24 protein-coding genes and 1 riboswitch are annotated in these 26619 nt (G+C 67.7%); of the genes, 11 read left to right on the top strand and 13 right to left on the bottom strand.

What is annotated here, in order from left to right; translation table 11 throughout:
* Window positions 1-79: 79 nt before the first annotated feature.
* Window positions 80-1399 carry a sn-glycerol-3-phosphate ABC transporter substrate-binding protein UgpB gene (ugpB, locus tag ACQKLX_RS05905; protein ID WP_427360342.1) on the bottom strand — a complete coding sequence of 440 codons (1320 nt, stop codon included), beginning with the start codon at window positions 1397-1399 and terminating at the stop codon, window positions 80-82.
* A 203-nt stretch (window positions 1400-1602) separates the two neighbouring features.
* Between ugpB and ACQKLX_RS05910 the strand changes: the two genes are divergently transcribed.
* Genes ACQKLX_RS05910 through ACQKLX_RS05920 form a run of 3 tightly spaced genes read left to right on the top strand, consistent with a single transcriptional unit; the run spans window position 1603 to window position 4740 of the window.
* Window positions 1603-2781, top strand: a complete 1179-nt coding sequence (locus tag ACQKLX_RS05910; protein WP_427360344.1) for a fumarylacetoacetate hydrolase family protein — start codon at window positions 1603-1605, stop codon at window positions 2779-2781.
* The gene (locus tag ACQKLX_RS05915; RefSeq protein WP_427360345.1) at window positions 2778-3710 is read left to right on the top strand and encodes a PfkB family carbohydrate kinase; all 933 of its coding nucleotides are present in this window, start codon (window positions 2778-2780) and stop codon (window positions 3708-3710) included. Before ACQKLX_RS05910 ends, ACQKLX_RS05915 begins: the two co-directional genes overlap by 4 nt.
* Before the next feature lie 13 nt (window positions 3711-3723).
* Complete coding sequence (locus tag ACQKLX_RS05920) at window positions 3724-4740, top strand: proline racemase family protein (protein ID WP_427360347.1); 1017 nt, start codon at window positions 3724-3726, stop codon at window positions 4738-4740.
* A gap of 6 nt (window positions 4741-4746) precedes the next feature.
* On the opposite strand, the gene ACQKLX_RS05925 is transcribed toward ACQKLX_RS05920, so the two are convergent.
* Window positions 4747-5328 (bottom strand): cell envelope integrity TolA family protein, encoded by a 582-nt coding sequence (locus ACQKLX_RS05925; protein ID WP_427360349.1) that lies wholly within the window; start codon window positions 5326-5328, stop codon window positions 4747-4749.
* Here ACQKLX_RS05925 and ACQKLX_RS05930 point away from each other — a divergent pair.
* The gene (locus ACQKLX_RS05930) at window positions 5318-6979 is read left to right on the top strand and encodes a hypothetical protein (RefSeq protein WP_427360351.1); all 1662 of its coding nucleotides are present in this window, start codon (window positions 5318-5320) and stop codon (window positions 6977-6979) included. The genes ACQKLX_RS05925 and ACQKLX_RS05930 overlap by 11 nt on opposite strands.
* Here the strand turns inward: ACQKLX_RS05930 and thiE are convergent, their stop codons facing one another.
* The 11 genes from thiE to ACQKLX_RS05985 all read right to left on the bottom strand — a co-directional run bounded on the left by thiE (window position 6980) and on the right by ACQKLX_RS05985 (window position 18778).
* Entirely contained in the window at window positions 6980-7648 is a 669-nt protein-coding gene (gene thiE, locus ACQKLX_RS05935) for a thiamine phosphate synthase (RefSeq protein ID WP_427360353.1), read from the bottom strand.
* Window positions 7645-8400 (bottom strand): hydroxyethylthiazole kinase, encoded by a 756-nt coding sequence (locus ACQKLX_RS05940; protein WP_427360355.1) that lies wholly within the window; start codon window positions 8398-8400, stop codon window positions 7645-7647. Before ACQKLX_RS05940 ends, thiE begins: the two co-directional genes overlap by 4 nt.
* A complete protein-coding gene (thiC, locus tag ACQKLX_RS05945) occupies window positions 8397-10310 on the bottom strand; it encodes a phosphomethylpyrimidine synthase ThiC (RefSeq protein WP_427360357.1) in 1914 nt (637 codons plus the stop codon). Before thiC ends, ACQKLX_RS05940 begins: the two co-directional genes overlap by 4 nt.
* A gap of 77 nt (window positions 10311-10387) precedes the next feature.
* Window positions 10388-10492, bottom strand: a riboswitch (TPP riboswitch).
* Window positions 10493-10595: 103 nt separating this feature from the next.
* Complete coding sequence (locus ACQKLX_RS05950) at window positions 10596-10796, bottom strand: hypothetical protein (protein WP_427360359.1); 201 nt, start codon at window positions 10794-10796, stop codon at window positions 10596-10598.
* Between the two features lie 74 nt (window positions 10797-10870).
* Window positions 10871-11152, bottom strand: coding sequence for a hypothetical protein (locus ACQKLX_RS05955; RefSeq protein ID WP_427360360.1), 282 nt, complete (start codon window positions 11150-11152; stop codon window positions 10871-10873).
* 127 nt (window positions 11153-11279) lie between these two features.
* Window positions 11280-12302, bottom strand: a complete 1023-nt coding sequence (locus ACQKLX_RS05960) for an OmpA family protein (RefSeq protein WP_427360362.1) — start codon at window positions 12300-12302, stop codon at window positions 11280-11282.
* A gap of 1276 nt (window positions 12303-13578) precedes the next feature.
* Window positions 13579-14472, bottom strand: coding sequence for a polysaccharide deacetylase family protein (locus ACQKLX_RS05965; RefSeq protein WP_427360364.1), 894 nt, complete (start codon window positions 14470-14472; stop codon window positions 13579-13581).
* A gap of 14 nt (window positions 14473-14486) precedes the next feature.
* Entirely contained in the window at window positions 14487-16208 is a 1722-nt protein-coding gene (locus tag ACQKLX_RS05970; protein ID WP_427360366.1) for a dipeptide ABC transporter ATP-binding protein, read from the bottom strand.
* Window positions 16205-17083 carry an ABC transporter permease gene (locus ACQKLX_RS05975; protein ID WP_427360368.1) on the bottom strand — a complete coding sequence of 293 codons (879 nt, stop codon included), beginning with the start codon at window positions 17081-17083 and terminating at the stop codon, window positions 16205-16207. Before ACQKLX_RS05975 ends, ACQKLX_RS05970 begins: the two co-directional genes overlap by 4 nt.
* The gene (locus ACQKLX_RS05980; RefSeq protein ID WP_427360370.1) at window positions 17083-18054 is read right to left on the bottom strand and encodes an ABC transporter permease; all 972 of its coding nucleotides are present in this window, start codon (window positions 18052-18054) and stop codon (window positions 17083-17085) included. The genes ACQKLX_RS05975 and ACQKLX_RS05980 overlap by 1 nt, the downstream gene beginning before the upstream one ends.
* A 22-nt stretch (window positions 18055-18076) precedes the next feature.
* The gene (locus ACQKLX_RS05985; protein ID WP_427360372.1) at window positions 18077-18778 is read right to left on the bottom strand and encodes a creatininase family protein; all 702 of its coding nucleotides are present in this window, start codon (window positions 18776-18778) and stop codon (window positions 18077-18079) included.
* Window positions 18779-18872: 94 nt separating this feature from the next.
* On the opposite strand from ACQKLX_RS05985, the gene ACQKLX_RS05990 reads away from it, so the two are divergent.
* The 7 genes from ACQKLX_RS05990 (at window position 18873) to ACQKLX_RS06020 (ending at window position 26560) form a co-directional block, all read left to right on the top strand.
* A complete protein-coding gene (locus tag ACQKLX_RS05990; RefSeq protein WP_427360374.1) occupies window positions 18873-19424 on the top strand; it encodes a MarR family winged helix-turn-helix transcriptional regulator in 552 nt (183 codons plus the stop codon).
* A complete protein-coding gene (locus ACQKLX_RS05995; protein ID WP_427360376.1) occupies window positions 19421-21025 on the top strand; it encodes an ABC transporter substrate-binding protein in 1605 nt (534 codons plus the stop codon). The genes ACQKLX_RS05990 and ACQKLX_RS05995 overlap by 4 nt, the downstream gene beginning before the upstream one ends.
* Before the next feature lie 176 nt (window positions 21026-21201).
* Complete coding sequence (locus ACQKLX_RS06000; protein WP_427360378.1) at window positions 21202-22149, top strand: isoaspartyl peptidase/L-asparaginase family protein; 948 nt, start codon at window positions 21202-21204, stop codon at window positions 22147-22149.
* Complete coding sequence (locus ACQKLX_RS06005; protein WP_427360380.1) at window positions 22146-23186, top strand: ketopantoate reductase family protein; 1041 nt, start codon at window positions 22146-22148, stop codon at window positions 23184-23186. Before ACQKLX_RS06000 ends, ACQKLX_RS06005 begins: the two co-directional genes overlap by 4 nt.
* Window positions 23159-23914, top strand: coding sequence for an SDR family NAD(P)-dependent oxidoreductase (locus ACQKLX_RS06010; protein ID WP_427360382.1), 756 nt, complete (start codon window positions 23159-23161; stop codon window positions 23912-23914). The genes ACQKLX_RS06005 and ACQKLX_RS06010 overlap by 28 nt, the downstream gene beginning before the upstream one ends.
* An 82-nt stretch (window positions 23915-23996) precedes the next feature.
* On the top strand, window positions 23997-25121 hold the full coding sequence (locus ACQKLX_RS06015; RefSeq protein ID WP_427360384.1) for a TIGR03364 family FAD-dependent oxidoreductase: 1125 nt from the start codon (window positions 23997-23999) through the stop codon (window positions 25119-25121).
* A 230-nt stretch (window positions 25122-25351) separates the two neighbouring features.
* The gene (locus tag ACQKLX_RS06020; RefSeq protein WP_427360386.1) at window positions 25352-26560 is read left to right on the top strand and encodes an ABC transporter substrate-binding protein; all 1209 of its coding nucleotides are present in this window, start codon (window positions 25352-25354) and stop codon (window positions 26558-26560) included.
* Window positions 26561-26619: the final 59 nt, after the last annotated feature.

A 26619-nucleotide genomic window follows, 5' to 3' on the forward strand; every position in this document is an offset into this window, starting at 1 on the left:
ATCCATTCCGGAACGGTTCAGGAATGGATCCCGGATCTCCGCTTCGCTACGTCCGGGATGACATGCACATGGTGGTCGATCAGCGGGCCGCGGTGCGCTCGAACTGGCGCAGCGCCTGGTTGCCACGGTCATTGGCCGCGTCGAGCGCCGCCTTCGGCGTCTTCTGGCCGTTCAGGGCCGCCTCGATCTCCTCCGACCAGATGTCGCGGATCTGGACCAGGCCGCCGAAGCGGACGCCGCGGGAGTTGTCGGTCGGCTCCTTGTTGTTGAGCTCGAGCAGCGGCGTCTCGAGATAGGGGTTCTGCTTGTAGAAGCCCGAGGCCTTGACCTTCTCATAGGCCGCCTTGGTGATCGGCAGATAGCCGGACTCGGTGTGCAGCTTCACCTGCCGGTCGACGTCGGAGAGGAAGGTGAAGAACTTGGCGACGCCCTTGTACTCGTCGGCCTTCTTGCCGCCCATGACCCAGAGCGAGGCGCCACCGATGATCGAGTTCTGCGGTGCGCCGGCGACATCCGGATAATACGGCATCGGCGCGTTCGACCAGTCGAACTTGGCGTTGGCCTTGACGTTGCCGAAGAAGGCCGAGGAGGTCAGGAACAGCGGGCATTCGCCCGAGGTGAAGCGGCCCTCGCCGGTGTTGGTGCGGCCGGAATAGGAGAACACGCCCTCCTTCTGCAGGTTGGCGAGGTTGGTCAGGTGCTTGACGAAGAGATCGCTGTTGATGCGGAACTCGGTATCGAAGCCGTCGAAGCCGTTGGCCTTGGTGCCGACGGGCACGTTATGCCAGGCGCCAAGCTGCTCGATGTTCGCCCAGGTGGTCCAGGCGGTCGAGAAGCCGCACTTGTCCCAGCCGGCTGCCTTCAGCTTCTTGGCGGCTTCGAACACGTCCGGCCAGGTCTTCGGCGGCGCTTCCGGCAGGCCGGCCTTCTTCAGCGCGTCCTTGTTGTACCACATCACCATCGAGGACGAGTTGAACGGGAAGGACAGCATCTCGCCCTTCGTCGTCGAATAGTAGCCGGTGATCGCCGGCAGATAGCTCTTCGGGTCGAACTTCTCGCCGGCATCCTTCATCACGTCGGCGACCGGCTTGATCGCACCCTTGGCCGACATCATGGTCGCGGTGCCGACCTCGAAGACCTGCATGATGTGCGGGGCATTGCCGGCGCGGAAGGCGGCGATACCGGCGTTCAGCGTGTCGGGATAGGACCCCTTATAGGCGACGACGACCTTGTAGTCCTTCTGCGAGGCGTTGAACTCCTCGGCCAGTTTGACGACGACGTCGTTGTTGGCGCCGGTCATGGCGTGCCACCACTGGATTTCAGTCTGCGCCAGAGCCGGCGAAGCGGCGGCCAGCGCAAACGCGCCGACGGCGGTCAGGGTCTTCAATTTGAAGGTCATGATCAGCTCCCTCTAAGCCCCCGGTATGCGCGGGCGTTCTTGTCGTTGGTGCGCAAGCTAGCATGAAGCCGGGGCGACAGTTCAATGACAAAACGATGACATTTCCGTCCCGCTGTGGACGCGCATCGGCGCACTTGCGATTTCCCGCAGAAGCGGCTGTTCTTCGCGACCATCTTGTACACTGCACACAGCCCGGATCAGCCATGCCCTCGCTCTCGCTCACGCCCGCCAACACCCTGCCGGCCGATGCCGACCGCGCCGCGCTGGCCGGGCGCGTCTGGCGGCCGGACCTTGCCGGGCCGTCAGTGGTCAAGCTGCAGGGCGATACGGTGATCGACGTCACCGCGACCTTCCCGACGATGCGCGACCTCTGCGAGACCGCCGATCCGGCGGCAGCGTTGCGCGCCGCGAATGGCGAGAATCTGGGTTCGCTTGCCGACCTCCTCGCCAACAGCTCGGCCGCCAGCCGCAATGACGGCAAGCCCTGGCTGCTCGCCCCGGTCGACCTGCAGGCGGTCAAGGCAGCCGGAGTCACCTTTGCCGTCTCGATGCTGGAGCGCGTCATCGAGGAGAAGGCGCGCGGCAACCCGGCGGCGGCTGCCGCGATCCGTACCGAGATCGGCAAGCTCATCGGCGACGACCTTTCCAAGCTGAAGCCGGGCTCGCCCGAAGCGATGAAGCTGAAGGAGGTGCTGATCGCCCAGAACAGCTGGAGCCAGTATCTCGAGGTCGGCATCGGGCCGGACGCCGAGATTTTCACCAAGGCGCCGCCGATGTCGGCGGTCGGCACCGGCGCCGATGCCGGCCTGCACCCGGCCTCGAGCTGGAACAATCCCGAGCCGGAGATCGTGCTGGTCGTCGCCTCGGACGGACGCATCGTCGGCGCCAGCCTCGGCAACGACGTCAATCTGCGCGATGTCGAGGGGCGCTCGGCGCTGCTGCTCGGCAAGGCCAAGGACAACAATGCCGCCGCCGCGATCGGCCCGTTCATCCGCTTCTTCGACGGCGATTTCTCGCTCGACCATGTTCGCAAGACGACGGTGAGCCTGACCGTCGCAGGTGAGGACGGCTTCACGCTCGAAGGCTCGTCCTCGATCGCCAGGATCAGCCGCGACCCGGCCGATCTCGCCGCGCAGATGATCGGTCCGCACCACCAGTATCCCGACGGGGCGGTGCTCTATCTCGGCACCATGTTCGCGCCGATCAAGGATCGCGACGCGCCAGGCGGCGGCTTCACCCACAAATACGGCGACATCGTCACCATCTCGGCGCCCGAACTCGGAGCGCTGGTCAACCGTATGCGCCGCACCGACGAATGCGAGCCCTGGCGCTTCGGCGCCTCGCATCTGATGCGCAACCTCGCCAAGCGCGGGCTGCTGTGACAGGCAAGGGCGTCCTCGTCTATGGCGAGGCGCTCGTCGATATCGTGCCCGGCGCTGCCGGGCACGAGCGCGAGGCAGTGCTCGGCGGCTCCGGCTTCAACACTGCACTGGCGCTGGCTCGCTGCGGCGCGCCGGTGGCCTATAATGTCAGCCTCTCGCGAGACACGCTCGGCCAATCTTTCCTGCAGCGCTTGGCAGAGGAGGGCATCGACCAACGCTTCGTCGGAGTCTGCTATGCACCGACACCCTCCGCCACGGCCTCTCTCGACGCAGACGGTGTCGCGACCTACCGTTTCTCATTGAACGGCACGGCGTTCGATACGGCGCCCCCCGCGCCGGCGGATCTCGACGATTTCGCGCATCTGCACGTCACCTCCTTCGGCGCGACGCTCGGCGCGTCCGGCGAGGCGGCGCTGGTGCTGATGCGGCGTGCACGCGAGGCCGGGCTCAGCGTCAGCTATGATTTCAATATCAGGCCGGCCGTGCTGCCGGCGCTTCCGGAGGCGCGCCGCGCCGTCGAGGAGCGGGCCGCCCTGTGCGATCTGCTGAAATGCAGCGCGGATGATGCGCAAGTTCTTCACGGCGCAGAGTTCGGCTACGCCTTTGCGCGCTGGCTTGCCCATGGGGACCGGTTGCTGCTGGTCACCGACGGCGAAAAAGGCGGCTATCTCCTGCCGTTCCGCCGTGAACCCATGGTATTCCCTGCCCTCGCGCAGGACGTCGTCGATACGATCGGTGCAGGCGACAGCTTCATGGGGGCCTTCCTCGCGTCGCTCTGGCGAAATGGCGGTCTCGGCGAAGTGCTGAGGAACCTGCCGAACGAACTCTGCGCTGCTGCTCTCAGCTTTGCCGTCGTGGTGGCGGCTGAAAACTGCGCCCAAAGGGGCTGCAATCCACCCCGGCTCGAGCCGCCTTCAGCCCATGACTGACGGACGACGACCCATGCGCCTGAGCTATATCGACTACCACACCTGCGGCGAACCGGTGCGCATCGTCACCGGGGGGTACCCGGAGTTGACTGGCGCCGGCATCCTCGGCAAGCGCCGGCAGGCTCGGGAACAGCACGATCACCTACGTCGCGCGATGATGCTGGAGCCGCGCGGGCATGACGGCATGTATGGCGTCATCCCGGTGGCGGCGAGCCATCCCGAGGCGGCCTTCGGCGTGCTGTTCACGCACAATGAGGGCTACTCGACCATGTGCGGCCACGCGACCATCGCGCTCGGTCGCTATGCGATCGAGCAGGGGCTGGTCGAGGCGACCGCACCGGTCACCCTTTTCGCCATCGAGGCGCCCTGCGGGCTGGTGCGCCTCGCCTGCGAAGTCGAGGGCAACAAGGTCGGCAATGTCAGCTTCGAGAGCGTGCCGGCCTTCGTCGAGGCACGCGACCTTTCCGTGGAGGTGCCTGGTCATGGCCAGGTGATCACCGACATCGCCTATGGCGGCGCCTATTACTGCATCCTGCCGGCATCCCGCTTCGGTCTCGACCTGATGCAGACGCCGGTCGAGGAGATCGTCGCGGCGGCGGGCGCGCTGACCGACAAGGTCCGGGCGGGCGTCACGATCAAGCATCCCACCGAGCCCGATCTCGGCTTCCTCTATGGCACGATCGTCACCGACGAGGCGGGTCCGGGCGAGGACAGCTTCAATCTCTGCGTCTTCGCCGAGCGCCAGATCGACCGCTCGCCGACCGGCTCGGGCGTCACCGCCCGGATGGCGCTCGACCATGCGAAGGGGCTGATCCCCGTCGGCCAGAGCCGCAGGATCCGCAGCATCACCGGCGGCACCTTCACCGGCAAGGTGATCGCACCGGTCGACTTTCCGGCTGCGGACGCGGTCACGGTCGAGGTCGGCGGACGCGGCTATCTCGCCGGCGAAGGCAGCTTCGTCATCGAGGCGGATGACCCGCTCGGTCACGGCTTCGCCCTGCCGAGGCGCTTCGCCGAGATCGAAGGGTGAACGCCTTCATCGCGTGAAGGGTAGCCGAAAATTCACGGTGATCTCGCGCCAGCGCCGATAGAGCGCGTCATGGCGCTTCAGCCCGTCATAGGGGGCACAGCGGATGACCGCCCGGCGAGCACTTTCGGCCAGTAGCGCAAACGCCGGTTCCCCAGGGCGGGGATTCAGCACGACCGGATCGTCAGCCAGCCTGCCATCGCGCTTCAGCCGGACTTGCACGCGCACGACAGCGTCGAGCTTGGCCGCAGCGGGCGGCACGGTCCAGCACGTGACGATCTTGCCGTGCACATAGCCAACGGCATCGGCCAGGCCGCGCTCCCGTGCCTGCGCAGAAGCGCCCGCGGTCGCAGCAAGGGCCGCTCCTAGCAGCAAGGCGGTCAGAGGTTGAGTGGGCCAACTCGCCATTGGAATGATCTCACAAGGCACCGGAAACTGGGCGGTCCAATCGGGGTAAACCCGCTTTTCATCTTGTCGGGAAGGGGCGCGGTAAGATTCTTCTGCTATCTCGCCGCACGTGAGGACGGAACGGACCATGAGCGTGAGCACGGACCAGCCGGCCGCTGCGGGATCCGCGAAGATGCTCGCCATCGCGCGGCCCTGGGCCAGCCCGGTGATCTGGCTCGCAGCCTTCCTCGCCTTCGTCCTCGCCGGCCTGCTGCTGCCGTTGCGCCTGCCGCTCGGCTCGTACTACTGGGACACGGCGGTCTATCTGGACGCCGCCCAGCGCATCCGCGAGGGCCAGGTCCCGAACATCGACTTCTTCGCGCCGGTTGGCCCGCTCGGCTATTATCTCGTCGCCGGCCTCGACCGGCTGTTCCCGACCGCTCATCCGCTGCTGACCGCGAACTGGGGCCTGCTGCCGATCGCGCTGCCGCTGCTGGCGATCCTCGTCTTTCATGTCGGACGGCATTCGCGCGGGCTCGCGCTGGCGCTGCTGCTGCCCTTCCTGCTCTTCGCCTCGCTGCCGATCAACCTGCACGAGGTCTATCCGCTGCCGGGCTTCGACGGCTATGGCCACTACAACCGGCATGTCGCACTGCTGCTCTATGTGCTGATCGCCACGCTCATGTTCGCGCGGGAACGGGCGCTGATGACCTGGCTCGTCGCGGCGCTGATGCTGACGCTGTTCCTGGTCAAGGTCACCGGGGCTGTCGCCGGTGCGATGCTGGTCGGCTATGCCGTGCTCACCGGCCGGATGCGTCTGCGCGACGCCTGCCTCGCCGCCGCCGCTGCGGTCGGCACGCTCGCCGTCATCGATCTTGCGACCGGCGGGCTGGCGCGGGCCTATCTCGACGACATCCTGATCCTGCTCAAGCTCAACACGGGTGCGCTGCTGCCACGCTTCCTCACGGTTGCCTCGTTCAAGTTCGAGGTGATCGCGCCGACGCTCGCCCTCGTAGGACTGCTCGCCTATGTGGCCTGGCAGACAAGGCCGGCCGGCACGCTGTCCAGTCTGGCGGCATTCGCCGTCTCGCCGGGCGGCTGGCTCACCGTTGCCTTGGTGGCGCTGACCTTCTTCGAGACCCAGAACACCGGCAGTCTCGAATTCATCGGGCTCTGGCCGATCCTGCTCGCGCTGCTGCTCGCCTGGCGCCGGCGCGACGACAGCCTGCGGCCAGCCGTATTGCTGCTGATCTGTATCGTCGCGGCCCCCTCGGCCGTGAACTTTATCGAGCGCAGCGCCCGCGCCGCATTCGGAGCGCCGACCTATTTTCAGCTCGACGTCGACGATGTCGGCAAGCTCGGACGGGTGAGCGTCAAGGACGAGATCGCCGAGCGCGCCCCGATCATGCTGCAGCATTACGCCCGGCATCAGCCGGCCTATGCCGATCTCGCCGCTACGGGGCAGCAGCCCTCGCTGATGCTCTATTCGGAGATCGACCACCACGCGATCTGGCTGCTCGAGGTCGAGCAGGGCATCCTGGCGATCAGGGCCTGGGAGCAGGCCAACAGGCGTGAGCTCAACGGCGTCTTCACGCTCGACTTCGTCGACATCATGAACCGCCTGCTCGACCGCCGGCCGCCTCGTCACGTTCCGATCGGCATCGACCCGACGCGCAGCAACCCGAGGCTGGAGACCCAGATGCTCGAGAGCCTGCGCCAGACCGATGCGATCCTGGCACCGAAATGTCCGCTGACCTCGATCCGCGCGGCGATTTTCCAGCACTTCGCCAAGGCATTGGAGAACCGCAGCAAGGTCGTGCTGGCGCCCTGCTGGGACATGTATCTTAAGCCCTGATCAGGCGCTCTCGGCACCGCGCCGCGACAGCGCGGTCTCAAGCGCGAGCCGAAGGTCACGCGCCGCTTCGCGGATATCGTCGCTGCCGAAGAGCGCACCGATCACCGCGATGCCGTCGGCGCCGGCCGCGATGACCTGGCCGGCATTGGCAGCGGTGATGCCGGCGATGGCGCCGACCGGCAGAGCGCCGAGTGCGCGTGCCGCCGCCTGGCGCAAGGCGGCGAACCCGTCGACGCCGAGCGCCGCGCCGGCATTGTCCTTGTGCGCGGTCGGGAAGACGCCACCGATGCAGGCATAGTCGATCTTCGTGGAGGCCAGCTCTGGCAATTCGCTCTCATGCTTCAGCGTCGCGCCGATGATGGCGCGCGGGCCGAGCAGGCGGCGTGCATCGACGAGCTTCATGTCGTCGGCGCCGAGATGGACGCCGTCGGCGCCGGAAGCGAGCGCGACGTCGACGCGATCGTTGATCAAGAGCGGCACATTGGTGCCGTGCAGAGCCGAGCGGATGGCGCGGGCTTCGCGCACCATCTCGCGCGTCGTCTCGGTCTTGGCCCTGAGTTGGATCAGCGTCGCGCCGCCCTCGACCGCGGCGCGCGCCATGTCGGCCATGGAGCGGCCATTGGCGATCTGCGGATCGACGATGCCGTAAAGGGTGATGTCGACGGTCACTTGCGCGCTTCCATTCTGGCGGCGAGCGTCGCCGCATCCATCGCCGCGACCGCGTCGATCAGCTCGACTTCGAAACTGCCCGGGCCGCGGCACCGCTCGGCCGCGATTTCGCCGGCAATGCCATAGGCGGTCAAGGCCGCCGCCGCCGCGACCGCCTTGTCGGCCTCGACGGCGCAGCAGGCCGCGATCAGCGCGCCGGCGGCGCAGCCGATGCCGGTGACCCTCGTCATCAGCGGATGGCCGTGCGCGACAGCGAAGCTCGCCGACCCGCTCGCAATCCGGTCGACCTTGCCGGTGGTGACGCGGGTGACACCCTCAGCCGCGGCAAGATCGAAGGAGAGCGCCGCCATCTCGGTGGCGTTGCCGCGCACCAGGATATCGGGCAGGCGCAGCACCTGCCCGGCGATATGCCGGCGCAAGGGCGAAAGCTCGACGAAGACCGGATCGAAGACGACCGGCTTGCCGCGATCGCGCGCCACCTCCAGCAGCTTGGGGATGGCGAGCTCGCTCTCGGCGTTGATCGTGCCGATATTGATCAGGATCGCGCCGGCGCCCTCCGCCATCGCCGCGACCTCGTCGACATGGATCGCCATGGAGGGGACCGCGCCGAAGGCGAGCAGCATGTTGGCGGTGATGTTCTGCGCCACCGTGTTGGTCAGGCATTGCACCCGCGGGCGAACCTCCGCCACGCGCGCAAGAACGGCGGCGACGCGCGTCGCATCGAGCTGGTCCATGGTCAAAATTTCGCTCATTCGGCTGCCGGCAGATAGAGATTGCCGCCCTTCTTGAGGAACTCCTGCGACTTCTCCGCCATGCCCTGGATTCTTTGTTGCTCGATCTTCGCTGCCGCTTGATCGAGGGCCATTGCTTCGAGCGCCGCCCGCTCATTGTCGCCCATCGCCTGCACTTCGGCGCGCAGGTCCTGGGTGATCTTCATCGAGCAGAATTTGGGCCCGCACATCGAGCAGAAATGCGCGACCTTGTGGGCGTCCTTCGGCAGCGTCTCGTCATGGAAGGCACGGGCCGTGTCCGGATCGAGCGCCAGGTTGAACTGGTCCTCCCAGCGGAAGTCGAAGCGGGCGCGGGAGAGCGCATCGTCCCTGAGCTTTGCCGCCGGGTGGCCCTTGGCGAGGTCGGCGGCATGGGCGGCGATGCGGTAGGTGATGACGCCGGTCTTGACGTCGTCGCGATCGGGCAGGCCGAGATGCTCCTTCGGCGTGACATAGCAGAGCATGGCGCAGCCGAACCAGCCGATCATTGCCGCGCCGATGCCGGAGGTGATGTGGTCGTAGCCCGGCGCGATGTCGGTGGTCAGCGGTCCCAATGTGTAGAACGGGGCTTCGCCGCATTCGCGCAGCTGCTTGTCCATGTTCTCCTTGATCTTGTGCATCGGCACATGGCCGGGGCCCTCGATCATCACCTGGCAACCCTTGTTCCAGGCGATCTTGGTGAGCTCGCCCAGCGTCTCCAGCTCGGCGAACTGGGCGCGGTCATTGGCATCGGCGATCGAGCCCGGGCGCAGGCCGTCGCCGAGCGAGAACGAGACGTCATAGCGCCGCATGATCTCGCAGATCTCGTCGAAGCGCTCGTAGAGGAAGCTCTCCTTGTGATGCGCCAGGCACCAGCGCGCCATGATCGAGCCGCCGCGCGAGACGATGCCGGTGACCCGCGATGCAGTGAGCGGGACATAGGGAAGCCTGACGCCGGCATGGATGGTGAAATAGTCGACGCCCTGCTCGGCCTGCTCGATGAGGGTGTCCTTGAAGACCTCCCAGTCGAGCTTGATCGGGTCGCCGCCGACCTTCTCCAGCGCCTGGTAGATCGGCACGGTACCGATCGGCACCGGCGAATTGCGCAGAATCCAGGAGCGGATGTTGTGGATGTTGCGGCCGGTCGAGAGGTCCATGACCGTGTCGGCGCCCCAACGGATCGCCCAGACCAGCTTCTCGACCTCCTCGGCCGCGCCGGAGGTCACGGCCGAATTGCCGATATTGGCGTTGATCTTGACCAGGAAATTGCGGCCGATCGCCATCGGCTCCAGTTCGGGGTGGTTGATATTGGCGGGGATGATGGCGCGGCCGCGGGCGATCTCGTCGCGGACGAATTCCGGCGTGACGAACTCAGGAACCGAGGCGCCGAAGCTCTCGCCATCGGCATGGCGCTCCCTCGCGCCCTCCAGCATCGCTGCGCGGCCGAGGTTCTCGCGATGGGCGACGTAGATCATCTCGGGGGTGACGATGCCGGCCCGGGCGAACTCGTATTGCGTCGTCATCTGGCCGGGCTTCGCCTGCAGGATCGGGCGCTGCGCGGGACAGGCCGGCACGAGCTGCTCGACGGAGATGTTGCCGTTGTCGGCAGCGGTGACGGCGCGGCCCCCGACCACCTCGAAGCCGCGGGCGTCGAGCCAGCGGCGCCGCGGCTGCAGCAGCCCGGCATTGAGGTCGATCTTGGCATCGGTCTCGGTATAGGGGCCGGACGGATCGTAGATGCGCACCGGCGGCTCGGCATCGGTCGTCAGCACGACCTCGCGGAACGGCACGCGCATGTCGGGATGCTCGGGCGCGGCGACGTAGATCTTGCGCGAACCGATGATCGGGCCGGTCGTCACGCTTTGCGGGGCGGCCTTGACGCTGTTCTTCTGGGGCTTGGTATGGGCGTTCATGTCAGGATCTCCTCCCTCTCAGGTTCAGGAGATCCGGGGCGTCTGACGGTCCAGTCGCTGTCTGCGGATGCATATGTGGCGCAGCCGCGTTCCAGTCCCTCCGCCGGTATGACCCGGATCAGGTTCGATGGGTTCGGCCGTCAGGCCATCTCAGCTCTTGTCGAGCACCCCTCGGAACGAGGCGGAGGTTAGAACTGTCGTGATCTCCACGCAACGGGCAAAGAGCCGCGACTATACGCGGCGCGGCCATGCACGGGAGGCATTACATCGGATGTGGGCGGGAGGTCAGGCGGTGATGTCGAGATTGACGCCCTGGCCTTCGGGGAGCAACGCCTGCTGCTGCTCGGCCGCCTGCTGGAGCATGGCGACCAGAGCCTGGTCGGAATCGGCATTCTGCTTGACCATCTCGATCTGCAGGGCCTGCTGCGTCGCAGCCGACTTCATGCTGATCAGGCTCTGCGCGATCGCGACCGACATCTCACTCATGACATGGCTCCTCGCGGCGACCATAGGCGGCGAGCGTTACCTGACTCTGAATGCGCAGTCGCGAAACGTAACGACTATGGCGCGATGATCGATGGCACCGGCTTCGGCATCGGGATCGGACGGTTGGGTTCCGGCGGGCCAGAGCGGTCGCGCGCCAGTTGCTCACGTTCCCGCGTCGCCTCGATGCGATCGGAGCGCGGCTCCAGCTTTTGCACCTCGCCGGCATTCGGGGTCATCGGCACGCCCGGCGCGCGCTGGCGCTGCGTCTGCGGGGAAGGGGACTGTGCAGCAGCGGCTTCCGCCGCCAGCAACCCTGCGGCGAGCAGTCCGAGCAGGACCCACGAGTTCTTGCGCATGGCACTCCTCCAGTCAGGCAGGCGCAAGACGAGCCTGCCCGCTAGAGGAACAAAGGGCGGCCGGCGATTGTTCCGGACCGCCTATCAAGAATTGCACGGAGCGGCCGCAAGCCGCTCCGCACCGACGTCACTGCTGGTTCTGGCCGGTGAGCAGCGGGGTGATCCGGCGCAGCGTCACGCGCCGGTTCTCGCGCGAGTCGCCCTGCGTCTGGACCTTCGGATACTGCTCGCCATAGCCCTGCGTGGTCAGATTCTCAGCCGGTATGCCGAAGTCGCGGGTCAGGATCTCGGCGACCGACTGCGCCCGCCGGTCCGACAACGAGATATTGTCGACATCCGAGCCGACCGCGTCGGTGTGGCCCTCGACCATGAAGACCTCGTTCGGAGCGCGCTCGACCGCCTGGCGCACCGCCTGCGCGATCACCCTCAGGCGCCCGGCCTGGTCGGGCGTGACCGTCCAGGAGCCGGAGTCGAAGTTGATCGTGTCGATGTCGACGCTGCGCATATGGGCGCGCAGATCGGGCGAGTAGCGGACCTCGTCGAGCGTGTAGCGACGCGGCACCGGCGCGACCGGCGGGGCGGTGATCGTCTCGTAGATCAGCCGCTCGTCGGCGCGTTCGGCATCGACGACATAGCGTTCGCGCGGGATGCGCAGCGGCGGCGGCGGCAGTTCGACGACCTCCTCAGCGAAGCGGGCCTGCGGCCCGTCGCGGCGGACATTGTCGATGATGACGAATTCGCCGCCGTCGCGCTCGCGCCGCGAGCGGCGGATCAAGCGGCCGTCGGCGTCGGTCACCGTGACGATCTGCGTGCCGTCCGGACGGTCATAGACCGTCACCGTCTCCTCGCCGCGGCGTTCGCTGCGGGTGTCGAGGCCGAGATCGCGGAAGCGCTGCGTCTCGTCGCGGCGGATGATGACGCGGTCGTCGTCGCCGCGGATGATGGTGCGGCCGGGCTCTCGGATGACGGTGACGTCGCCCTCGCGGCGCTCCTCGCGCCGGCTGCGGATGTCATCGAGGCGGCTCGCGCCCTGCGTCGCCATGATGCCGCCGATCGCAGCGGCGCCGAGGCCGATCGCAGCCGCGCCGCCAAGGCCGATGCCGCCGCGCCGGCCCTGCCGGTCAGGCGCGGGCTGGCCGGCCGGCGGCAAGGTTTGCGGCGGCTGCGCCTGTCCGGGCGCAACGCCCGGCCGAAGCGGGGCGCCGGGTTGCTGGCCGACGCCGGGTGCCGCTTGCGACGGCGCCGCTCCCGGCTGGGCCGGAGCGCCAGGCGGACGGCCGGCATTCGGGGCTGCCGGCGGCTGGCCAGGAGCGGCCTGTCCGGGAGCGGGCTGAATCGGCGCCGGCTGGCCGGGCTGGCGGCCGGGCCCGGCTGACGGCTGGGATGGAGCTGTCGGCGCGGGCGCAGCAGTGCCGGGTTGCGCCGGCGTGGCACCGGGCTGTGCCGGGGCTGTGGGCGCGCGCCCGGCCGGCGGCACGGTTGAAGGTTGTCCCGGCTGAGGCTGGCCGGCCCGCGGCGCGGTGCCCGGGGCGGGAGCCGTCTGTCCGGGTGCGGGCTGACCCGGGGCTGCCTGGCCGGGCGGACGGGGCGCCCCCGGCGCAGTTTGCGACGGAGCCGTTCCGGGCTGCGGCGACGCTCCCGGCGGCCGGCCTGCACCGGGCTGGCCGGGTTGAGGTTGCGCGCTGCCGCCAGGGGCGGCCTGACCAGGCGCGGGGCGAGGTGGCACTGCCGGCGACGAGGGTGCGGCCGCGGGCGGCTGGGCCGGAGCGGTCTGCGGGGGCGCCGGGCGGCGCGGAGCGCTGTCGCCGGACGGGGCTCCGGAGGCGTTGGGCGGAGCAACCGGGCGAGCGGGCGAAGGCTGCGGCGCAATCTGGCCGGGAGCCGGGCGCGGTGGCGTGCTCGGCGCAGCCGAAGGCGGGCGCGGCACGCCCTGCGGTGCGGGCGGTGCGACCTGGCCCGGTGCGGGAACCGGAGGCGGCGCCGGACGGCGCGGCTGTTCGGGCTGGGCCCGATTGGCGGGAGGTGCGGCCTGCGGCGGGGCCGGAGGGCGCGGCGCATTCGGGGCTGCTCCGGCCGGGCGTTCGGGCGCGGCAGGGCGGGCCGCCGGCGGATGGCCCGGCGCGGGGCGAGCGCCGGGAGCGGGACGCTCCTGGCCGCCAGGAGGCCGCGGGCGGCGCGGGTCCTGCTGGCCGTCATCACCCGGCTGGGCCTGGGCAAGCTGGAGCGATGGAGCGGCGAAACTGCCCTGCGACAGCGTCATGGCGGGGATGAGAGTGCCGAGCAGGAGCAGGTTCTTGGTGCGCATCATGACATCCGTTTCCAGTTGTTCTTCCGGACATGAACGCCCCCGCGCCCTGAATTCCGAATGAACCGAAAACGGCCGAAATCGGGCACGGTTCCGCGATGAGCCCGATTCCGGAGCGGTCTCAGAGCCCCGCCTGCTCCTTCACATAGGTCGCGATCTCGGCATGCGTCGCGAACCAGACATCACCCTTCGCCTTGGCGTGGCGCACCAGCTCCTCGAGGATCCAGAAACGCGAGCGATAGGTGATGACATGCGGATGCATGGTCAGCAGGAACAGCCCGCCTTCGGCATGGGCGCCATCGAATTCGCGCTTGAAGATGTCGAAAACCGCCTCGGGCGCCGTATAGGGCCGCAGTGCCTGGAAGCGGTTCATGTTGAAATAGACGGCGTCGTCGCGGATCCACTCGACCGGCAATTCGACCATCCCCGTCGGCTCGCCCTTCTCGATCAGTTCATAGGGATCGTCGTCGGCGAAAAGTGAGGAATCGTAGATCAGCCCGAGCTCGCGCTCGACCGCGAGCGTCACCTCGGAAAAATCCCAGGACGGGGTGCGCATGCCGACCGGCCGGACGCCGGTGATCTTCTCCAGCGTGTCGGCCGAACGCAGATGCAATTCGCGCTCCGCGTCGGGAGGGACAGCCGTGTTGACCTCATGGATCCAGCCATGCAGACTGATCTCATGGCCTTCGGCAACGACGCGGCGCTGCTCGTCGGGATAGAGCAGCGCGGTCACCGCCGGCACGAAGAAGCTTGCCTTGATCTCCTCGCGCGCCAGCATGGAGAGGATGCGCGGCATGCCGGCGCGATTGCCATACTGACCCCAGGACAGGCGGCCGACCGACTTGCCGCCGTCGCGCAGCTCGTTGGTCTCGTGATCGACATCGAAGGAGAGCGCCACGGCGCAGCGCGCCCCGCCCGGCCAGCTCTTCGGCTTGAGGTTGCGGCCGGCGCGGACCTGCTCGACCTTGCCGCGCCAGGTCTCCTCCGGCCATTGCCAAGGCTTGAGTTCGGTCATGGCGTCTCTCCTATTCAGGCCGCCGCTTCGGGCAGCACCGGCACGGCCGCGAGCAGCCGCTTGGTGTAGTCGTGCTGCGGGTTGTCGTAGACCTCGCCCGCCGGCCCCTCCTCGACAATGCGGCCGCGATACATCACCGCGACCCGGTCGCAGAGATGCCTGACCACCGAGAGGTCGTGCGAGATGAAGATCAGGGTCAGGCCGAGTTCGGCCCTCAGACGCATCAGGAGGTTGATGATCTGCGCCTGGATCGAGACGTCGAGCGAGGCGACAGGCTCGTCGCAGACGACGAGATCGGGCTGCATGGCGAGCGCCCGGGCAATCGCGACGCGCTGGCGCTGACCGCCGGAGAACTGGTGCGGATAGCGGTCCGCGAAGGCCGGGTCGAGCCCGACCGCGGCGAGCCAGTCGCGGACATAAGCCGCGCTGTCGGCCTTGCTGACCAGCCCATGTGCGAGCGGGCCCTCAGCGATGCCGTCACCGATCCGCATGCGCGGATTGAGCGAGGCGAACGGGTCCTGGAAGATCGTCTGGACCCGGGTCGTCAGCTTCTTCGGTTCGGCCCCCGCGCTCATCACCGGCCGGCCCTCGAAACGGACGGTGCCGGAGGAGGGGGCGTAGATGCCGGCGACCATGCGCCCGAGCGTCGACTTGCCCGAGCCGGATTCGCCGACGAGCCCGAGCGCCTCGCCGCGCGGCACGATCAGGCTGACCTCGTCGACCGCCATCACGGCGGGCGGAGGTTGTATGAGGCCGAACTTCTGGCCGAGACTGCGCAGCGCGCCGGGCCGCGCCTCGAAGCGCTTGCTGACGCGATCGGCAACGAAATAGGGAGCGCCGGGCACCGGCGCGGCAGCGGCTGCCGCCGGCTTGCGGGCGGGCGGGGCGGCATCGGGCACGCCGCCGCCGCGCAGTAGCAACTCGCCAGGCTTGGCCCGCGAAGGCAGCGCATCGAGCAGCGCACGGGTATAGGCGTGCTGCGGGCGCGTCAGCACCTCCAGCGTCGGGCCGGCCTCGACGATCTTGCCGAGCCGCATCACCGCGACGTGCTGGGCGATCGAGGCGACAGTGGCGAGGTCATGGCTGATCCAGATCAGCGCGGTGCCGAGCTCGGCGACGAGCTCCTTCATCTCAGCCAGAATCTCGGCTTGGATCGAGACGTCGAGCGCCGTCGTCGGCTCGTCGCAGATGATCAGCTTCGGCCGATGCAGCAGGGCGATCGCGATGGCAACGCGCTGGCGCATGCCGCCGGAAAGCTGGTGTGGGTAGAAGTCGACCGTCGCCTCGGGGCGCGGGATGCGGACCTGGGCGAGGCCTGCGATGGCGCGTCGGCGTGCCTCGGCGGCGGAGACCTTCTCATGCGCCTCCAGCGCCAGCCGGATCTGCTCCCCGATCGTCAGGACCGGGTTCAGCGTCATCAGCGGGTCCTGGAAGACCATCGAGACGACGCGGCCGCGCAGCTTTCGCAATTCGTCCGGCGACAATCCGACGAGTTCATGGCCTTCGAGCTTGACCGAGCCACCGGCGACGCGGCCGGGCGGGTCGATCAGGCCGATGATCGAGAAGCCGGTGACGCTTTTTCCTGAGCCGGATTCGCCGACGAGACCCATGACCTCGCCACGGCGCAGCGAGAAGGAGACGCCATCGACCGCCTTCACCACGCCGGCGCGGGTCAGGAACTGTGTGGTGAGGTCGCGGACTTCGAGCAGCGGCGCTGCGGCCGCGCCCGTGCTCATCGCTTCAGCCTCGGATTGACCTGGTCGCGAATCTGGTCGCCGACGAGGTTGATCGCGACGATCAGCAGGATCAGCGCGAGGCCCGGATAGATCGAGATCCAGTAGCGGCCGGACAGCATGTACTGGAAGCCGTTGGCGATCAGCGAGCCCAGCGATGGCTCGGTCACCGGCAGGCCGACGCCGAGGAAGGAGAGGGTCGCCTCCAGCGCGATAGCGCTGGCGACCTGCACCGTCACGACCACGATCAGCGGCGGCAGGCAGTTCGGCAGGATATGACGCCAAATCACCTGCCGCGCCGGCAGCGGCGTCGAGAGCGCCGCCTCGACATAGTCCTTGCCGCGCTCGGCCGAGGCCGCGCCATGGGCGGTGCGGGCGAAATAGGCGTATTGCGCTGCGACCAGCGCGGTGATGAGCTGCGCCTTGCCCTGGCCGAGCAGCGCCGAGATCACCAATGCCAGCAGGATCGCCGGGAAGGCGAGCTGCAGGTCGATGACACGCATGATGAAGGCCTCGCGCCTTCCGCCGAGATAGGCGGCGGCGATGCCGAGCGTCACGCCGATGCTGAAGGCGATCGCGCCGGCGACCAGCCCCATCTGCAGGGAGATCCGCAGGCCATAGAGGATGGCCGAGAGCAGGTCGCGCCCCTGCGCATCGGTCCCGAGCCAGTGGGTGTAGCCGCCCGAGCCGACATAGCCCGGCGGGCGGCGGGCGTCGGAGAGAACGAGATTGGCGAGGTCGTAGGGGTTCTGCGGCGCGATCAGTGGCGCGAGCAGGGCGACGCCGATCATCAGCACGACGACGACGAGCGCCGCGACGGCGAGGCGGCTTTCCCTGAACTCGCTCCAGAAGCGGGCGATCGGCGACTCCGTCCGCATCACGCCCGTCCCTTCCGCAAGCGCGGATCGAGCGCGAAATAGGTCAGGTCGACCAGAAAGTTGATCATGATGAAGACGAAGGCGACCAGCATCAGATAGGCGACCATCACCGGCCGGTCGAGCGACTGGATGGAGTCGATGATCAGCTTGCCGATGCCCGGCCAGGAGAAGATCGTCTCGGTCACCACCGCGAAGGCAAGCGTCGAGGCGAATTCGAGACCGAAGACGGTGACGAGCGGGATCGAGATCAGGCGCAGCACATGTCGGCGCAGGATGACGCCCTCCGAAATGCCGGCGGCGCGGGCGAACTTCACCGTGTCGGTCAGCATGACCTCGCGCGTGCCGGCCCGGGCCAGGCGCGTCATCAGAGCGAGCTTGAAGAAGGCGAGGTTCAGCGCCGGCAGCAGCAGATGCGAGAGGCCGTTCAGCGTCAGGAAGCTCCATTCGACGCCGAAGAGCGAGGCGGTCTCGCCGCGCCCGCCGGCCGGCAACCATTGCAGCTCGACCGCAAAGGTCATGATCAGGACGAGACCGATCCAGAAGGTCGGCACCGAGAAGCCGAGGATCGAGAGCGCCATGATCAGCTTGGAGAGCGGGTTGTCCGGCCGATAGCCGGCATAGATGCCGGCGGGGATGCCGATCAACGCCGCGCCGAACACGGCCGCCAGCGTCAGCTCCAGCGTCGCCGGCAGGCGCGACAGGATGAGTTCCAGCACCGGCATGCCGAAGACGAAGGAGCGGCCAAAATCGCCGTGCAGGACGCGGCCAAGGAAGGTGAAATACTGTTCCCAGAGCGGCTTATCGAGCCCGTAGCGGGCAATGGTATCGAGCCGGATGTCCTGGCTGACATCGGGGCCGATCAGCACGTCGATCGGGTTGCCGATGGCGTAGACGCCGACGAAGACCAGCGCCGACATGACGAGCATGACGGCGAGCGCCTGCAGGACGCGCTCGATGATATGGGTCAGCATCCGTGCCGCCCCATTGCTGATCTCACGGCCAGCTCTCGACCATCACTGCGCGCGTCTCCTCGACCCCAACCGCCCAGAGCGCCAGCATCTCCTCGTCCGGGCGCTGGTAGCGGCCGTGGAAATTGCCGTCACCGAGGATCTCGCGCTTCCGTTGCGGATTGGCGGCCTGGTAGAGCGCGGCGTCGAAGGGCGGTTTCACTGCGTCCGGCAAGGTCACGCCTTCGAGGCGGGTCCAGGGGAAGTTCTCCATCCAGGAGGCGTGCGAGGCGGCCGGGTCGACCGCCTTCACTGCCGCCTGGAAGCGCGGCCCCGCCCACCAATTGTGCATCTTGACGCTGGCATCGGGCCGCCGGCCCATCCATTCGGTCACCGCCGTCATCACCGGCGCATTGCCGCCATGGCCGTTGACCAGCACGATGCGACGAAACCCGGAGCGGTAGACGCCTTCGAGCAGGTCCTCGAGCAGCGCGATATAGGTGCTCATCCGCAGCGAGATCGTGCCGGGATAGGCGGTGAAGCCCGGCGTCATGCCATAGGCCTGCACCGGGAAGACCGGAATGCCGAGCGGCTCGGCGGCTTCCGCCGCGACACGCTCTGACAGGATCGCGTCGGTGGCGAGGCTCAAATAAGCGTGTTGCTCGACGCAGCCGAGCGGCAGCGCGCAGCGATCGTCGCGCTTCGCCTGGTCCTCGATCTGCATCCAGTTCATCCGGGCGACGAGCACGGCCTGATCCTTGCGTTTCGGCGAAACCGCGTCATCCTTGACAGCGGCATACGGGACCGTCAAGTTCCATATGGAACTAAATTGGATGTCCGAGATGGCACGCGCCCCGACTTCCTTGTCCAAGCTCGACAGCGATCGCGAGTCGGCGCTACGCGAGCTCGATCCGCTGACCGTCACCAAGCTCTGGGACAATCCCTGCTGGCTGTCGTTCCGGCTCAATTTCATTGCCTTCCGCTTCAATGACCCGGTCTATCGCTGGATCGAGACGCGCTATGGGCTGGTGCGGCCGGAATTCGTCGCGCTTTACGCGGTCGGACTCAAGGGCGGCGTCGCCGCCAAGAACATCGTCTCCTCCTCCGGCCTGCCGAAGAACACGCTTTCACGCGCGATCCAGAAATTGCTGCAGCGGCGCCTGCTCAAGCGCGAGACCGATCCGGACGATCTGCGCAGCTACGTGCTGGCGCTGACGCCTGCCGGGCGCGCCATCTTCGAGGAGACCATGCCGATGATGGTCAGCCAGCAGACCGCAATGCTCTCGGTGCTGACCGAAGCCGAGCAGAAGCAGCTCTGCGAGCTGATGGACAAGATGGTGATCGCCTCCCCGACCTGGCCTGCCGATCTCGAACCCGAAGGGACCTCAACATGACCAAGCCTTTGTCGCATCGGTCCCCGCTCTGGCGGACCGCCGCTCTCGCGGCCCTGATCGGGTTGCCGCTTTCCGGCGCCGCGACGGCGCAGACGCTGACCATCGGCGTGCGCGCCGGGCCTGAATCGATCGACCCGCATTTCACCGCGACCGGCACCCATGCCGAGGCGTTGAAGCATGTCTTCGACACGCTGACCTGGTCGGGCGACAAGCTGCAGATCGAGCCGCGCCTGGCCACGAGCTGGAAGGCGATCGAGCCCTCCGTCTGGGAGTTCAAGCTGCGTCCGAACGTCAAGTTCCATGACGGTTCCGACTTCACTGCCGAGGACGTCAAGTTCTCGATCGAGCGCATCCCGGTCGTCGCCGGCCCGAACCCGACGACGATCTATGTCCGGCGCGTCAAGGAGGTGAAGATCGTCGATCCGCTCACCGTCCACATCGTCACCGACGGGCCGGCGCCGAACCTGCCGAATGATTTCATCCGCCTGTTCATCGTCTCGCACAAGGCGGCGGCCGGGCTGACCAAGGACAATGCCAACGACGCCTTCAACACCGGCAAGGCGGCGATCGGTACCGGCCCCTACAAATTCGTCTCCTGGACTCCGAAGGACCAGCTCGTGCTCGAGCGCTTCGACGGCTACTGGGGCGAGAAGGAGCCGTGGCAGCGCGTGCTGCGCAAGGAACTGCCGAACGATGCCGCCCGCGTCGCCCAGCTCAAGGCCGGCCAGGTCGACATCATCGTGCGCGCGCCTGCTTCCGACGTGCCGACGCTGAAGCGCGACGCCAAGCTCTCGGTTGCCACGATCGACACGGTCTATGTCTTCAACATGGAGCTCGACATGCGGGACAAGTCCCCGCAGGTCAGCGCCAAGGACGGCTCGGCCCTGCCCAAGAATCCGCTGCAGGATGCCAAGGTACGCGAAGCGATCGACCTCGCCATCGACCGGCCGGCGCTGGCCGAGATCGCGATGGAAGGGCTCGGCGCTCCGGTCAACCAGCTGGTGACGCCCGATATCGCAGGCTACAACAAGAGCCTGCCGCCGCTGAAGCCGGATCTCGCCAAGGCGAAGAAGCTGATGGAGGAGGCCGGCTATCCGAACGGCTTCAAGGTCTCGTTCTCCTTCACCAATGACCGCCTGCCGGGCGATCGCCAGGTCGGCACCTCGATCGCCCAGATGCTGGCGCGTATCGGCATCGAGGTGAACGCCAATGCCCAGCCCGGCGCCGTGTTCTTCCCGGCGCGCCTGCGCGGCGAGTTCTCGATGTCGATGTCGGGCTGGGGCACGCTGACGGGCGAGGCGAACTACACGCTGTCCTCGGTGGTGCATTCGAACGACCCGGCCAAGAAGCTCGGCGCCTTCAATGTGCTGGGCTACAAGAACGCCGAGCTCGACAAGCTGATCGAGGACGCCGCCGTCGAGATGAATGAGGCCAAGCGCAACGACCTGCTCTCGCAGGCCAACGCCATCGTCGCCAAGGACCGGCCGCGCCTGCCGATCGTGGCGGTCGGCTCGGCCTGGGCGATGCAGAAGGCCAAGGTGACGATCCGCCCGCGCGTCGATGAAGACACCCTCGCGATGGACATCAAGCCGGCGAAGTGAGCCTGTTCTTCCTTCTCCCCTCCGGGGGAGAAGGTGGCAGCGCGAAGCGCTGACGGATGAGGGAAGGACAAGCGCAACCTGTCCGGCTCTCACCCAGTCGTACCGCCCTCATCCGTCTGCTTCGCAGACACCTGCTCCCCCGAGGGGAGAAGGATTCATGTCGAGGATAACCCAGCATGACCATCGCCCTCGCCATCCATGGCGGCTGCGGCACCTTGCCCAAGGCCGAGATGAGCGACGCCGAATGGGCCGAGGCCAAGGCCCATCTCGCCAAGTCGTTGCGGGCCGGCTGGACGGTCCTCGCCAAGGGCGGCAGCGCGGTCGACGCCGTCGAGGCCGCCGTGCTGGTGATGGAGGATTCCGTCCATTTCAACGCCGGCCACGGCGCCGCCTTCAATGCCGATGGCGAGCATGAGCTCGACGCCTCGATCATGGACGGCTCGACGCTGGCCGCTGGGGCGCTCTGCGCGGTCAAGCGCATCCGCAATCCCATCAGCGCCGCCAAGGCGCTGATGCATCGCGGCGATCCGCTGCTGCTGGCCGGCCCGGCCGCCGACGCCTTCGCCCAAGCCGAAGGGCTCGATATCGTCGAGAACGAGTATTTCTCGACCGAGCGGCGGCGCAAGAACCTGGCCTCGATGAAGATCCGCGAGCTCGTCGGCACGGCCGACGAGGCGAGTGAGGCCGAAAAGCACGGCACCGTCGGTGCGGTCGCGCTCGACACCAACGGCCATCTCGCCGCCGCCACTTCCACGGGCGGCTACACCAACAAGCCGGCCGGGCGCGTCGGCGATTCCCCGATCATCGGCGCCGGCACCTATGCTCGCGACGGACGCTGCGCCGTCTCGGGCACCGGCAAGGGCGAATTCTTCATCCGCTACTGCATCGGCCACGAGATAGCATCGCTGATCGGCTATGCCGGCCTTTCCCTGAAGGACGCGGCCGACCGCGCCATTGCCGAACTGACCACGCACAGGATCGGCGCCGGGCTCGTCGCCGTCGGCGCCGATGGCGCGATCATCGCGCCCTATAATTCCGAGGGCATGTATCGGGGATGGGTGACGCCGGACGGGCTCGTCCATGTCGCGACCCATGCCGATGTCGAGGTGATGGGGCAGGCATGAGTGGCGAACCCATCCTGATCTGGGGCGCCGGCGCGATCGGCGGCACGCTCGGCGCCTACTGGGCAAGGGCCGGCGTGCCGGTGCTGCTGGTCGACATCGTGCCCGAGCATGTCGAGGCCTGCCGGACGACGGGGCTGGCGATCACCGGGCCGGTCGAGGAATTCCGGCAGGTGGTACCGGCGGTGACGCCGCAGGAGCTGACCGGCCGCTATTCGCGCATCGTGCTGGCGGTGAAGGCAGGCGCCACTGAGTCAGCACTCTCCGCCCTGAAGCCGCATCTTGCCGCTGACGGCTTCGTGCTCTCGGCCCAGAACGGGCTGAACGAGATCACCATCGCCAAGGCGGTCGGCGAGAATCGGACCGTGGGCTGCTTCGTCAATTTCGGCGCCGACTGGCACGGACCGGGCGAGATCCTTTACGGCAATCGCGGCGCCGTGGTCGTCGGCGAGCTCGACGGCGCGATGACCGACCGGGTGCGCGAGATGCACCGGCTGCTTGCGATCTTCGAGCCGGACGCGATCCTGACCGACAACATCTACGGCTATCTCTGGGGCAAGCTCGCCTATGGCGCGATGCTGTTCGGGACAGCCCTGACCAATGACTCGATGTCGGCGAACTTCGCCGATCCGGAGCGGCTGCCGGTCTGGCTGGCGCTCGGACGGGAAGTCGGCGCGGTCGCGGCGGCGCGCGGCGTCACCTCGCTCGGATTCGGCGATTTCGACCCCGCTGTGTTCGCGCCGGGTGCGCCGGAGGGTCCGCAGGTCGAGACGATCGCCTGGCTCGCCGACTATACCTCGAAGACCGCCAAGACCCATTCCGGCATCTGGCGCGATCTCGCCGTGCGCAAGCGCAAGACCGAAGGCCAGCCGCAGATCGGCATCATCTCGCGGCTCGGCCGCGAGGTCGGTGTCGCAACGCCTGCGCTCGAACTGCTGGTCGCCCTGATCCAGGACATCGAGGAGGGCCGCCGTCCGATGTCGTTCGAGACGCTGAAGGTATTGATCGACCAATGCAAATCCGCTTCGACGACCGCGTAGCCCTCGTCACCGGGGCCGCCCAGGGTATCGGCCGCGCCATCGCCGCCGCGCTGGCTGAAGCCGGCGCGAAAGTTCATCTCGCCGATCTCGACGCCGAGGGCGTCGCCGCCAGCGCGGATGCTCTCGGCGCGAAGGCACATGTCGCCGATCTCGGCAGTCCGGAGGCCGCCAAGGAGCTGGTCGACGCGATCCTCGCGACAGAAGGTCGGCTCGACCTGCTGGTCAATGCTGCCGGCGGCGTACGCGGTCAGGTCGGCCGGCCGATCGAGCAGATCTCCGAGGGCGACTGGCGCGCCGTCTTCGCCGCCAATGTCGACGCCGCCTTCTTCCTGTCGCAGGCAGCGGCTCCGGCGATGAAGCAGGCCGGGTACGGCCGCATCGTCAACATCTCCTCCGGGGCGGGGCTGCGGCCGAGTCTCACCGGCATACAGGCCTATGCCAGCGCCAAGCACGCGCTGGTCGGCCTCACCAAGCAGCTCGCCTGGGAGTTCGGCCCTGACGGCATTACCGTGAATTCGGTCGCGCCCGGTTTCGTCCGCTCCAATCCGGCGACCGAGCGGCAATGGGAGTCCTACGGACCGGACGGCCAGAAGCGATTGATCGAGGGCATTCACACCCGCCGGCTCGGTACGGCCGAGGACATCGCCCATGCCAGCCTGTTCTTCCTCTCCGAGCATGCGGGCTGGGTGACCGGGCAGATACTCTCGGTCGATGGCGGGCGCTCCTGAGCGCATCTCGACGCAAGCCCGCCGGTGCAATAAGCGGGCTGTCGACTGCGGCGTTTGAATCGCAGCGCCCGGAGGAGCTGCAGTGGAGCGCAATTTCGATCTCGCCATCGTCGGTGCCGGTATCGTCGGCCTAGCCCATGCGCTTGCGGCGGCAAAGCGCGGGCTGAAGGTCGTGATCATCGATCGCGACGCGCAGGCGAACGGCGCCTCGATCCGCAATTTCGGCTTCGTCTCGGTGACCGGTCAGCAGGCCGGCCAGACCTGGCAGCGGGCGCGACGCTCGCGCGACATCTGGGCCGAGATCGCGCCGAAGGCCGGAATCGCCGTCGCCCATGCCGGGGTCTGCGTCACCGCCCGCCGGCCGGAGACGGTGGCGACGCTCGAAGCCTTCCTCGCGACTGAGATGGGGGAGGATTGCGAGCTGGTTGCCGGCCCGGCGCTCGGCGCGCGCTTTCCCTTCCTCGTCGGTCAGCAGGCGGTGCTGTGGAGCCCCTACGAGCTGCGTGTCGAATCGCGCGAGGCGATCCCGCTGCTCGCCGCCCATCTCGAACGCGATTGGGGCGTCACCATCCTGCGCGGAACGACCGTGCATGGCGTGGCACTGCCGGCGATCGAGACGTCGGCGGGGCGCCTGCAGGCGGACGCCGCGATCATCTGCCCGGGCGACGATTTCACCGGCCTCTATGCCGACGAGCTCAAGGCCGCCTATCCACAGCTGACCCGCTGCAAGCTGCAGATGCTGCGGGTGCGGACCGCCGCTGCCGGTCCGGACCTGCCCTGCGCCGTGATGTCCGACCTCTCGGTCGTGCGTTATCTCGGCTATGCCGAATTGCCGGAAGCCGCAGCCCTGCGCGCCCGGATCGAGCGCGAGCAGCCGGAGCAGCTCGCCAACGGCATCCACCTGATCGTCGTCGCCTCGGCCGACGGCACGCGCGTCGTCGGCGATTCCCATCACTATGCGGCAACGCCCGACCCGTTCGGCGATACCGGCGTCGACGAGCTGATGCTCGACGAATACCAGGCGGTGTTCGGCGCCCGTCCGCCGGTCGAGGCGCGCTGGCTCGGCACCTATGCCAGCCAGCCAGACCGGCCGATGCTGCGCGAGCGCATCGCCGATCGGACCAGCCTGGTCATCGTCACCTCGGGAACAGGCGCATCGACAGCCTTCGCCATCGGCGAGGAGACCATCGCGGAGATGTTCGGCTGAGCGTTCGCCGCGGCGTCTGAGATGCCGACGAGCCAGCGGGTTCGCCCGTCCAATGCAGCTGCCTGTTTTTGGACGATTGACAAACTGCGAAACGCAGTCGAAATTTCATACGCATACAAACGAATTTCCGCCTCGGCTTGTTGCAGTGCGCTGCGCTGGCCTAGGGTAGGAAATCGCGCAGCGAGGGGCTGTGGATGCGTAAGACGAGCGATCAACGGGAGAGCCACCGAATGGACCGTCGCCAATTCGTCAGCGGAGCTGCGCTCGGCGCCGTCGCGCTGACCACGCCGTCGCTGCTGCGCGCCCAGAGCGCGCCGATCAAGATCGGCGAGATCAACAGCTACACCTCGCAGCCGGCCTTCCTGAAGCCCTATCGCCAGGGCTGGGAACTGGCGCTGGAGCAGGTCAACGCCGGCGGCGGCGTGCTCGGCCGCAAGATCGAGACCCTGTTCCGCGACGATGCCGGCAAGCCGGAGGATTCGGTGCGCCTCGCCGGCGAGCTGATCAACGCCGAGAAGGTCGACCTGCTCTCGGGCGGCTTTCTCTCCAATGTCGGCCTCGCCATCGCCGACTACGCCCTGCAGAACAAGCGGCTCTACGTCGCCTCCGAGCCGCTCTCGGACGCGATCGTCTGGGCCAAGGGCAATCGCTACACCTTCCGCCTGCGGCCCTCGACCTACATGCAGGCGGCGATGCTGGTCGAGGAAGCGGCCAAGCTCCCGGCCAAGAAATGGGCGACGGTGGCGCCGAACTACGAGTACGGCCAGTCGGCAGTGAAGTGGTTCAAGGAGCTCTTGAAGAAGGCCAAGCCCGATGTCGAGTTCGTCGCCGAGCAGTTCCCTGCGCTCGGCCGCATCGACGCCGGCGCGACCGTGCAGGCGATCGAGGCGGCCAAGCCCGATGCGATCTTCAACGTCACCTTTGCCGCCGACCTTTCGAACTTCGTGCGCCAGGGCAACACCCGCGGACTGTTCGAAGGCCGGACGGTGGTCTCGATGCTCACCGGCGAGCCTGAATATCTCGACCCGCTCGGAGCCGAGACGCCGGTCGGCTGGATCGTCACCGGCTATCCGCATGCCGACATCCAGACGCCGGATCACGTCAAGTTCCGCGATGCCTACAAGGCGAAGTACAACGATTATCCGCGCCTCGGCTCGGTCGTCGGCTTCGACACCATGAACGCCATCGCCGCCGGCATCGCCAAGGCGGGCACGACCGACAACGAGAAGCTCATCGATGCCATGAAGGGGCTGAAGTTCACCTCGGCCTTCGGCCCGGTCGAGTTCCGCGCCTCCGACCACCAGGCGACGCTCGGCGCCTATGTCGGCAAGACCGCGGTCAAGGACGGCAAGGGCGTCATGGTCGACTGGCGCTATGCCGACGGCGCCAAATACCTGCCTTCGGATGCAGAGGTGAAGGCGCTTCGCCCGGCGGGCTAAGCGCCAGCTCCGACCTGATCTACACTATGGCTGACCCAGCCGCGGCACCTCTGCTGCGG

The organism is Allobosea sp. NPDC003192 (assembly GCF_050275675.1).
Taxonomy (GTDB): Bacteria; Pseudomonadota; Alphaproteobacteria; order Rhizobiales; family Beijerinckiaceae; genus Allobosea.